9 protein-coding genes are annotated in these 10,768 nt (G+C 46.4%); 8 read left to right on the forward strand and 1 reads right to left on the reverse strand.

The window, feature by feature from the left end; all coding sequences use genetic code 11:
* The first annotated feature begins 42 nt into the window (after positions 1 to 42).
* The 8 genes from sdhC to sucD all read left to right on the forward strand — a co-directional run bounded on the left by sdhC (position 43) and on the right by sucD (position 9,752).
* Positions 43 to 435: a succinate dehydrogenase cytochrome b556 subunit gene (gene sdhC, locus R8N47_RS18475; protein WP_017634811.1), complete on the forward strand. Its 393-nt coding sequence runs from the start codon at positions 43 to 45 to the stop codon at positions 433 to 435.
* Entirely contained in the window at positions 429 to 773 is a 345-nt protein-coding gene (sdhD, locus tag R8N47_RS18480) for a succinate dehydrogenase, hydrophobic membrane anchor protein (protein ID WP_005382169.1), read from the forward strand. Before sdhC ends, sdhD begins: the two co-directional genes overlap by 7 nt.
* Positions 774 to 2,540 carry a succinate dehydrogenase flavoprotein subunit gene (gene sdhA / locus R8N47_RS18485; protein ID WP_005382172.1) on the forward strand — a complete coding sequence of 589 codons (1,767 nt, stop codon included), beginning with the start codon at positions 774 to 776 and terminating at the stop codon, positions 2,538 to 2,540. It begins immediately after the preceding gene.
* 15 nt (positions 2,541 to 2,555) lie between these two features.
* Positions 2,556 to 3,266: a succinate dehydrogenase iron-sulfur subunit gene (locus R8N47_RS18490; RefSeq protein ID WP_005382174.1), complete on the forward strand. Its 711-nt coding sequence runs from the start codon at positions 2,556 to 2,558 to the stop codon at positions 3,264 to 3,266.
* Positions 3,267 to 3,437: 171 nt separating this feature from the next.
* Positions 3,438 to 6,263, forward strand: a complete 2,826-nt coding sequence (gene sucA / locus R8N47_RS18495) for a 2-oxoglutarate dehydrogenase E1 component (RefSeq protein WP_005382176.1) — start codon at positions 3,438 to 3,440, stop codon at positions 6,261 to 6,263.
* Positions 6,264 to 6,291: 28 nt separating this feature from the next.
* Positions 6,292 to 7,500, forward strand: coding sequence for a 2-oxoglutarate dehydrogenase complex dihydrolipoyllysine-residue succinyltransferase (odhB, locus tag R8N47_RS18500; protein ID WP_005382177.1), 1,209 nt, complete (start codon positions 6,292 to 6,294; stop codon positions 7,498 to 7,500).
* 213 nt (positions 7,501 to 7,713) lie between these two features.
* Complete coding sequence (gene sucC, locus R8N47_RS18505) at positions 7,714 to 8,880, forward strand: ADP-forming succinate--CoA ligase subunit beta (RefSeq protein WP_005382179.1); 1,167 nt, start codon at positions 7,714 to 7,716, stop codon at positions 8,878 to 8,880.
* Positions 8,880 to 9,752, forward strand: coding sequence for a succinate--CoA ligase subunit alpha (gene sucD, locus R8N47_RS18510; protein ID WP_005382181.1), 873 nt, complete (start codon positions 8,880 to 8,882; stop codon positions 9,750 to 9,752). Before sucC ends, sucD begins: the two co-directional genes overlap by 1 nt.
* Positions 9,753 to 9,871: 119 nt before the next feature.
* Here the strand turns inward: sucD and znuB are convergent, their stop codons facing one another.
* On the reverse strand, positions 9,872 to 10,657 hold the full coding sequence (gene znuB, locus R8N47_RS18515; protein ID WP_064353710.1) for a zinc ABC transporter permease subunit ZnuB: 786 nt from the start codon (positions 10,655 to 10,657) through the stop codon (positions 9,872 to 9,874).
* Between the last annotated feature and the right edge of the window lie 111 nt (positions 10,658 to 10,768).

The following is a 10,768-nucleotide window of genomic DNA, read 5'->3' on the forward strand; positions in this document are numbered from 1 at the left end:
AAGCTGAAATTGGTTATAACAATAAATGCTCAATGGAGCTGAGTGAGCAAGCCCGTGAAAGAAAGAAAGTCAAGACCTGTTAATTTAGATTTACAGACCATCCACTTTCCTATCACAGCAATCGCATCCATCCTACACCGTGTGTCTGGGGTAATTACGTTTGTTGCGGTGGGTATATTACTGTGGTTACTATCCATTTCTCTGTCATCCCCAATGGGTTTTATGGAAGCCGCTGACATCGTCGATAGCTTCTTCGTAAAATTCATCCTGTGGGGAATTCTTACTGCACTTGCCTACCACATCGCAGGTGGTATCCGTCACTTATTGATGGATCTAGGTCACTTTGAAGAACTAGATTCAGGCACGATGAGCGCTAAAGTCGCGTTTGGTGCAACAGCAGTATTATCATTATTGGCGGGGATCTTGGTATGGTAAAACACGTATCTTCATTTGGTCGTAATGGTGTACACGATTTCCTACTAATTCGTGCAACTGCAATCATTATGACGCTATACACGATTTATCTGATTAGCTTCTGTGCATTTTCAGATATCTCTTACGCATCTTGGACCCAATTCTTTGGTGGTACCTTCACTAAAGTATTCACCATGTTGGCACTTGTCTCGATCCTGATTCACGCTTGGGTTGGTTTGTGGCAAGTATTAACTGATTACATTAAGTGCGCGAAACTACGTGGCGCACTACAACTTGGTGTTATTGCCGTGCTATTCGGCTATGTCTTCTCTGGTCTATTTATTCTGTGGGGTGCGTAAGTGTCTATTCCAGTTCGTGAGTTTGATGCCGTAGTAATCGGCGCTGGTGGTGCAGGTATGCGCGCTGCACTACAAATTTCAGAGCAAGGCCTATCATGTGCTTTGTTGTCAAAAGTATTTCCAACACGTTCTCATACTGTGTCTGCACAGGGCGGCATTACCGTTGCTCTGGGTAACTCGCACAAAGACGATTGGCAATGGCACATGTACGATACCGTTAAAGGTTCCGACTACATCGGTGACCAGAACGCGATTGAATACATGTGTAAAAATGGTCCTGAGTCAGTTATCGAGCTTGAAAAAATGGGTCTTCCATTCTCTCGTTTTGATAACGGTACCATATACCAACGTCCATTCGGTGGCCAATCTAAAGAGTTTGGTGGTGAGCAGGCTGCTCGTACAGCCGCTGCTGCAGACCGTACTGGTCACGCACTTCTTCACACGCTTTACCAGCAAAACGTAAAACACAAAACAACCATCTTCTCGGAGTGGTACGCTTTGGATCTTGTGAAAAACCAAGACGGCGCAATCATGGGTTGTACTGCGATTTGTATGGAAACGGGTGAAATCTGTTACTTCAAATCGAAAGCAACCATTCTAGCTACAGGTGGTGCAGGTCGTATTTACGCATCGACCACTAACGCGCACATCAACACGGGTGATGGCGTTGGTATGGCACTTCGCGCAGGCGTTCCAATGCAAGACATGGAAATGTGGCAGTTCCACCCAACAGGTATTGCTGGCGCGGGTGTTCTAGTGACGGAAGGTTGTCGTGGTGAAGGTGGTTACCTTCTAAATAAAGATGGTGAACGCTTCATGGAGCGCTACGCACCAAACGCGAAAGACCTTGCTGGTCGTGACGTGGTTGCTCGTTCAATGATGATTGAAATTCGTGAAGGCCGCGGCTGTGATGGTCCTTGGGGTCCACATATCAAGTTGAAACTTGATCACCTTGGTAAAGAAGTACTTGAATCACGTCTACCAGGTATCTGTGAACTGTCTCGTACATTTGCACACGTTGACCCAGTGAAAGAGCCAATTCCAGTAATTCCAACTTGTCACTACATGATGGGTGGTGTACCTACTCAAGTCTCTGGCCAAGCAATTAAGCAGAAGGCCGACGGTAGCGAGATGGAAGTACAAGGCCTTTACGCATGTGGTGAGATTGCTTCTGTATCGGTACACGGTGCTAACCGTCTGGGCGGCAACTCATTACTAGACTTGGTCGTATTTGGTCGTGCTACTGGCTTGCACCTTGGCGAAACGCTAGCAGCGCAAGCAGAAGCTCGTCCTGCAACAGAATCTGATATTGAAGCGTCTCTAGCGCGTACTATGCGTTGGGAAAACAGCACTGGTGGTGAAGATCCAGTTCAGATTCGTAAAGACCTACAAGCATGCATGCAAAACAGCTTCTCGGTATTCCGTGAAGGCGATGCGATGGCAACCGGTCTAGAAGAGTTGAAAGTGATTCGCGAACGTTTGAAAGATGCGCATCTAGCGGACAAGTCTTCAGAGTTCAACACGCAGCGTATTGAGTGTCTAGAACTTGATAACCTGATGGAAACCGCGTTTTCAACTGCCGTTGCAGCAAACTACCGTACAGAGAGTCGTGGCGCACATGCTCGTTTCGATTTCCCTGAGCGTGATGATGAGAACTGGCTATGCCACTCTATCTACAATCCGGAAACAGAAGCGATGACTAAGCGTGATGTGAACATGACGCCAACGCATCGTGAAGCTTTCCCGCCGAAAGTACGTACATACTAAAGGGAGGATACGACTATGAAATTAAACTTCTCTTTATACCGTTACAATCCGGATGTGGATACCAAGCCTTACATGAAAGAGTATACCCTTGAGGTAGACGAAGGCTCAGACATGATGGTGCTTGATGCATTGATTCTGCTAAAAGAGCAAGATCCAAGCATCGCGTTCCGTCGCTCATGCCGTGAAGGGGTATGTGGTTCTGATGGTTTGAATATGAATGGTAAAAACGGCCTAGCGTGTATCACACCGTTATCTGCTCTACAAGGCGATAAGATAGTTATTCGTCCACTACCAGGGTTACCTGTCGTGCGCGATCTTATCGTTGACATGACGCAGTTCTATGATAACTATGCGAAAGTTAAACCATTCTTGATTGATGATGGTGCATTACCACCATCACGTGAGAACCTACAATCGCCTGATGATCGTGCGCATTTAGATGGATTGTACGAATGTATCATGTGTGCATGTTGTACAACGTCTTGCCCATCATTCTGGTGGAACCCTGATAAATTCATCGGCCCAGCTGGTCTTCTCGCAGCGTACCGTTGGCTAATTGATAGCCGCGATACGGCAACAGATGAACGTTTGTCTGATCTTGATGATGCATTTAGCGTTTTTCGTTGCCATGGCATCATGAATTGTGTAAGTGTTTGTCCTAAGGGATTAAATCCGACGAAAGCCATCGGTCACATTAAGTCGATGTTGGTTAATCGTTCGGTTTAATTTACTCGCTCTTAGGAATGTCGCAGTGTTGCGGATCACCCGATATGACCGCTTCACTGCTTCAGTAATATTCGAGTAAAGAATACAAAAATTGCCGACCGTATTTTTAGTCGGCTCTTATAGCTCGGCAAAGACCGAAGCAAACGTGAAAACTACTGGTTAAGGGAAAATATGCACAACGGCGTGATGAAGGCATGGCTCGAGTCTTCACACTTGGCTGGCGCCAATGCAACGTATGTAGAGGACCTCTACGAACTGTATCTAAGTGATCCCGATCTGGTAAGTGAGGAGTGGAAACGTGTTTTTGAAGGCTTGCCTAAGCCATCAGAAGAAGTGGCAGAACAACCACATTCACGTGTCCGTGACTACTTCCGACGACTCGCTAGAGAAACAAAGCATTACAATGTCCAAGTTAGTGACCCAGATGTCGATGCAAAACAAGTAAAAGTTCTACAGCTAATCAACGCATACCGTTTCCGCGGGCATGAAGCTGCAGAATTAGACCCACTAGGTCTATGGCAACGCCCAACAGTGGCGGAGTTAGACCCTGCTTTTCATAATCTTACCGAAGATGACTTCGAAGAAACTTTCAACGTAGGTTCTTTTGCTGTTGGGCAAGAAACCATGAAGTTGAAAGATATCTATGAAGCCCTCAACAAAACTTATTGCGGTTCCATCGGTGCTGAATACATGCACATGACTGACACAGAGCAAAAGCGTTGGATTCAGCAACGCCTTGAGTCTGTCGTAGGCCAGCCATCATTCAACAAAGATGAGAAGCGCACATTCCTAGAAGAGCTAACAGCCGCTGAAGGTTTGGAGCGTTACCTCGGGGCGAAATTCCCAGGTGCAAAACGTTTCTCTTTAGAAGGTGGTGATGCGCTGATTCCGATGACGAAAGAGTTGATCCGTCATGCGGGTACAAGTGGAATGCGTGAAGTGGTTATCGGTATGGCTCACCGCGGTCGTTTGAACATGCTGGTGAACGTACTTGGTAAGAAACCTCAAGACCTGTTTGATGAGTTCGCCGGTAAACACGACGAAACTTGGGGTACGGGTGATGTGAAATATCACCAAGGTTTCTCTGCTGATTTTGCGACTCCTGGCGGTGATGTTCACTTAGCACTTGCATTTAACCCGTCGCACCTAGAAATCGTAAACCCAGTAGTCATGGGCTCAGTTCGAGCACGTCAAGATCGCTTGGGTGATAATCAAGGTAGCAAAGTGCTTCCTATCACCATCCACGGTGATTCTGCAATCGCTGGTCAGGGTGTGGTTGCCGAAACGTTCAACATGTCTCTTGCTCGTGGGTTCCAAGTTGGTGGTACGGTACGTATCGTCATCAACAACCAAGTAGGCTTTACGACGTCTAATCCTCGTGACACGCGTTCTACGATGTACTGTACCGATATCGCGAAGATGGTGCAGGCGCCAATTTTCCATGTAAATGCAGATGACCCAGAAGCAGTTGCTTTTGTTACTCGCATTGCATTGGATTACCGTAACGAGTTCAAGCGCGATGTCGTGATCGATCTTGTATGTTACCGTCGCCACGGCCACAATGAGGCGGATGAGCCAAATGCGACTCAGCCTTTGATGTACCAGAAAATCAAAAAGCATCCTACACCACGCAAATTGTATGCAGATGTTCTGATCGATAAAAATGAATCAGATATCGAGACAGCGACTCAGTTAGTCAATGAGTATCGCGATGCATTAGATCGCGGTGAAGTGGTTGTTAAAGAATGGCGTCCAATGGCGTTGCACTCTGTAGACTGGTCCCCTTACTTAGGGCACGAATGGGATATGGAGTGGGATTCAAAATACGACAAGACACGCCTTATTGAGCTAGGCAATCGTCTGTGTCAGTACCCAGAAAGCCATAAACTGCAAAGCCGTGTTAATAAGCTATACAACGATCGTCTAGCAATGATGACCGGTGAAAAAGCCATTGACTGGGGTATGGCTGAAACATTGGCGTATGCTACATTGGTTGACGATGGCAAGCGTATTCGTCTTTCTGGTCAGGACTCGGGTCGTGGTACTTTCTTCCACCGTCACTCGGTTCTTCATAACCAAACCGATGCAAGCACTTACATTCCATTAGCGAATATTCATGACAACCAAGGGCCATTCCAAGTCTTTGACTCAGTATTGTCAGAAGAAGCTGTGTTGGCGTTTGAATACGGTTACGCAACAGCCGAACCAGGTGGTTTAACTATCTGGGAAGCACAGTTTGGTGATTTTGCCAACGGTGCACAAGTTGTTATCGACCAGTTTATCTCGTCAGGCGAGCAAAAGTGGGCGCGTTTGTGCGGTCTTACTATGCTTCTACCTCATGGTTATGAAGGTCAAGGCCCTGAGCACTCATCTGCACGTTTAGAGCGTTACCTTCAGCTTTGTGCTGAGCAAAATATGCAGGTTGTGGTTCCTTCAACACCGGCTCAGGTGTACCACATGATTCGTCGTCAGGTTGTACGCCCAATGCGTCGACCTCTCATTGTTATGTCGCCGAAATCTTTGCTGCGCCACCCTCTATGTACTTCAACGATTGAAGACTTGGCGGATGGTACATTCCAATCTGCAATTCCAGAAGTAGATGATTTAGAACCAAGCAAAGTGAAACGTGTCGTGTTCTGTGCTGGTAAGGTTTACTTTGACCTACTAGAGCAGCGCCGTAACAACGAGCAAGACGATGTTGCTATCGTGCGTATTGAACAGCTTTACCCATTCCCAATGGAAGAAGTACAAGCAGCAATTGCTCAATACACTAACGTTGAAGACTTCGTGTGGTGTCAGGAAGAACCTCAGAACCAAGGTGCTTGGTACTGTAGCCAACATAACTTCCGTGCCGCTATTCCTGCAGGTGCAAATCTTAAATACGCAGGTCGCCCAGCTTCTGCTTCGCCAGCAGTTGGCTACATGTCGGTGCACTTGAAACAACAAAAAGCGTTGGTTGAAGACGCTCTGAACGTGAACTCAAAAACTTCGAATTAAGAATTAGAAGTTAAAGGAAGAAACAGATATGACAATTGAAATTCTGGTTCCAGATTTACCTGAATCAGTTGCTGACGCAACCGTAGCGACATGGCACAAACAACCAGGCGACGCAGTAGAGCGTGACGAGGTTTTGGTTGACATCGAAACAGACAAAGTTGTGCTAGAAGTTCCAGCTCCGGAAGCTGGCGTTTTAGAAGCTATTGTTGAAGCAGAAGGTGCGACAGTACTTTCTAAACAAATCATTGCTAAATTGAAGCCAGGCGCAGTTGCAGGTGAACCAACTGCAGACAAAACAGAAGGTACTGAAGCATCTCCTGATAAGCGTCACAAAGCTGCGCTTAGCGAAGAAAGTAATGACGCATTAAGCCCAGCAGTGCGCCGTTTGTTGGCTGAACATGGCTTAGAAGCAAGCCAAGTGAAAGGCACTGGTGTTGGTGGTCGTATTACGCGTGAAGATATTGAAGCGCATCTTGCGAACGCTAAATCTGCGTCAAAAGAAGACTCGCCAGCAGTGGTTGACGTGCCGGCAGCGGCTCGCAGTCAGAAGCGTGTTCCAATGACTCGCCTTCGTAAGACAGTCGCTAACCGTCTGCTAGAAGCGAAGAACAACACGGCAATGCTAACGACGTTTAACGAAGTGAACATGAAACCAATCATGGACCTTCGTAAGCAGTACAAAGATCAGTTCGAAGAGCGTCACGGTATTCGTTTGGGCTTCATGTCTTTCTACGTGAAAGCAGTAACAGAAGCGCTTAAGCGTTACCCAGAAGTAAATGCTTCGATTGATGGCGATGACATTGTTTACCACAACTACTTCGACATTAGCATGGCGGTATCAACTCCACGTGGTCTAGTTACACCTGTCCTAAAAGACTGTGACAAGCTTGGTTTCGCTGATGTTGAAAAAGGCATCAAAGAGCTGGCTATTAAAGGTCGTGATGGCAAGCTAACGGTAGACGAGCTAATGGGCGGTAACTTCACTATCACAAACGGTGGTGTGTTCGGTTCACTAATGTCTACACCAATCATCAACCCACCTCAATCAGCGATTCTTGGTATGCATAAGATCCAAGAGCGTCCGATGGCAGTGGATGGCAAAGTTGAAATCTTGCCGATGATGTACCTAGCGTTATCTTACGATCACCGCCTAATTGATGGTCGTGAATCAGTTGGCTTCCTAGTAACGATTAAAGAGTTACTAGAGGACCCAGCACGTCTCCTATTAGACGTTTAATATCGCTAAAACGTCTAGTTATCGTAGGTAGCTAGACGTTAAAAATTTCAATGGCTAGACTAGCTCAACGTTTGGCCTTCATTTGAATCCTTCAGTATGAGAACTCATGATGAAGGATTGATTTGAGAAGACCCTACAGACGTACAAGCAGCCAAGACTGCAGCGTTATGGAAATAATAAATCCCTTAAGGGAAAAACAAACGGAATATCGAAATGAATTTGCATGAATACCAAGCCAAACAGCTGTTTGCAGAATTCGGTTTGCCTGTGCCAGAAGGCTACGCGTGTGATACACCACAAGAAGCTTTTGAAGCCGCAGGCCGTATTAGTACAGCCAAGAAAGTAGTTAAATGTCAGGTTCACGCTGGTGGCCGTGGTAAAGCGGGTGGCGTAGAGCTACACGATACAAAAGAAGGCGTTAAAGAGTTTGCACAGAAGTGGTTAGGTAAAAACCTAGTGACTTACCAAACTGACGCTAACGGTCAGCCAGTAACAAAAATCCTTGTTGAAGAAGCTTCAAATATTGCGAACGAACTATACCTAGGTGCGGTAGTTGACCGTGCTAGCCGTAAGATCGTTTTCATGGCTTCTACCGAAGGTGGTGTGGAAATTGAAAAAGTTGCGGAAGAAACGCCGGAACTCATCCACAAAGCAGCAATTGACCCACTAGTAGGTCCACAAGCTTACCAAGGTCGTGAGCTAGCGTTCAAACTTGGTCTTGAAGGCGACCAAATCAAACAATTCGTTAAGATCTTTATGGGTCTTGGCACTATGTTTTCTCAGTACGATCTTGCTCTGCTAGAGATCAACCCACTTGTGATTACTGGTGAAGGCAACTTGCTATGTCTTGACGGTAAGATCAACATCGACTCAAACGCACTGTATCGTCAGCCTAAGCTTCGTGAAATGCACGATCCTTCACAAGAAGATGAGCGTGAAGCACACGCAGCTCAGTGGGAGCTGAACTACGTAGCACTAGACGGTAACGTTGGCTGTATGGTTAACGGTGCAGGCCTAGCAATGGGTACGATGGATATCGTAAACCTACACGGCGGCAAACCAGCTAACTTCTTAGATGTAGGTGGCGGCGCGACGAAAGAGCGTGTTGCTGAAGCATTCAAGATCATCCTATCTGATGACAATGTGAAAGCGGTACTTGTTAACATCTTCGGTGGTATTGTACGTTGTGACATGATCGCAGAAGGTATTATCGGCGCGGTTAAAGAGGTAGGCGTAAGCGTACCTGTTGTTGTTCGTCTTGAAGGCACTAACGCTGACCTAGGTCGCGAAGTTCTTGCTAATTCTGATGTTGATATCATTGCTGCTGAGTCGCTAACTGATGCTGCTCAGAAAGTTGTTGCTGCTGCGGAGGCTAAATAATGTCTGTATTAATTAACAAAGACACTAAAGTAATCTGTCAGGGGTTCACTGGTGGTCAAGGTACTTTCCACTCAGAGCAAGCTATCGCATACGGTACGCAAATGGTTGGCGGTGTGTCTCCAGGTAAAGGTGGCCAAACTCACCTAGGTCTTCCTGTATTCAACACAGTTCGTGAAGCAGTAGAAGCGACTGGCGCAACAGCGACAGTCATCTACGTACCAGCACCTTTCTGTAAAGATGCAATCCTAGAAGCGATTGACGCGGGTATCGAGCTAATCGTAACGATTACTGAAGGTATCCCTACTACAGATATGATCGACGTAAAAGTGAAGCTAGAAGAAACTGGCGTTCGCATGATTGGTCCTAACTGTCCGGGCGTTATCACTCCTGATGAGTGTAAGATCGGTATCATGCCTGGTCACATCCACAAGAAAGGCAAAGTAGGTATTGTATCTCGTAGCGGTACTCTAACTTACGAAGCAGTTAAACAAACCACTGACGAAGGTTTCGGCCAGTCTACTTGTGTTGGTATCGGTGGTGACCCAATCCCGGGTTCAAACTTCATTGATATCCTAAAACTGTTCCAAGAAGACCCTGAGACAGAAGCGATCGTTATGATCGGTGAGATCGGTGGTACTGCAGAAGAAGAAGCAGCAGCATACATTAAAGAAAATGTAACGAAGCCAGTGGTTTCTTACATTGCTGGTGTAACTGCGCCTCCTGGTAAGCGTATGGGCCATGCTGGTGCGATTATCTCTGGTGGTAAAGGTACTGCTGAAGACAAATTTGCTGCACTAGAAGCGGCTGGCGTTAAAACTGTGAAATCTCTAGCAGAGATTGGCCAAGGTCTACGTGAAGTGACGGGTTGGTAATCGACCACACTACTTAATAAGTATTAAAAAGCCTGCGATTTCGCAGGCTTTTCTTTTTCCGTTTCCGTGGATTTATGTTTGTTGTTAGCAAGGTCTTTCGCGTTTAATGCTCAATGCGATTATGCTTTGCTTTTAATCAGCTGGCTCAGCATAAATAAGGATGTTGCGCTGATCACTACGGAAGGGCCGGCCGGTGTATCGAAGTGCCATGATAGGCTAAGCCCCATCAGTACTGCCACTGAGCCAATAATGGATGCGAACAATGCCATTTGCTCTGGTGATGAAGAGACTTTACGTGCTGTTGCTGCTGGGATAATTAGGAGCGAAGTCATGATCAACGCGCCAACGAACTTCATACCTACTGCGATTACTACACCCACCATTAGCATTAACACCAATCTAACTAAGTCTGTATTCACGCCCTCAACAGCGGCAAGTTCTTCACTAACAGTACTAGAAAGCAGTGGGCGCCAGAAGACGTACAAACACGCACTTACCGCAACAACACCTGCGTAAATAAACATCAGATCTTGTGGAGAGACGGCAAGTAAGTCCCCAAATAGGTAGCTCATTAAATCGACGCGCACGTTTTCCAAAAAGTTAACCGATACTAAACCGATAGAGAGTGCACTGTGTGCCAAGATACCTAACAACGTGTCTGTAGCCACAAGTTGTTGCTTTTGCAGAGTGACAAGCAAAACGGCCAGAGCTAAACAGCAGACGAGTAGGGCAAGGTAGAGATTTACATTGAGCAAAAAACCCAGCGCTAGGCCCATTAATGATGCATGAGCTAGGGTATCTCCGAAGTAAGCCATTTTACGCCAAACGACAAATGACCCAAGCGGACCGGCAATGATCGCGATACCAATACCAGCAAGAATAGAAGGTAGGAGAAACTCAATCATGATGGTGATGTCCGTGTTTATGGTGGGAGCATGATACTGAGGGATCCCCTCATAATTTCCCCAAAGCACAACCATGTTTGAATAGATTTTGAGCAAGCAGGGTTGCAGCCG

The sequence above is a fragment of the Vibrio sp. 2132-1 genome, from assembly GCF_033344315.1.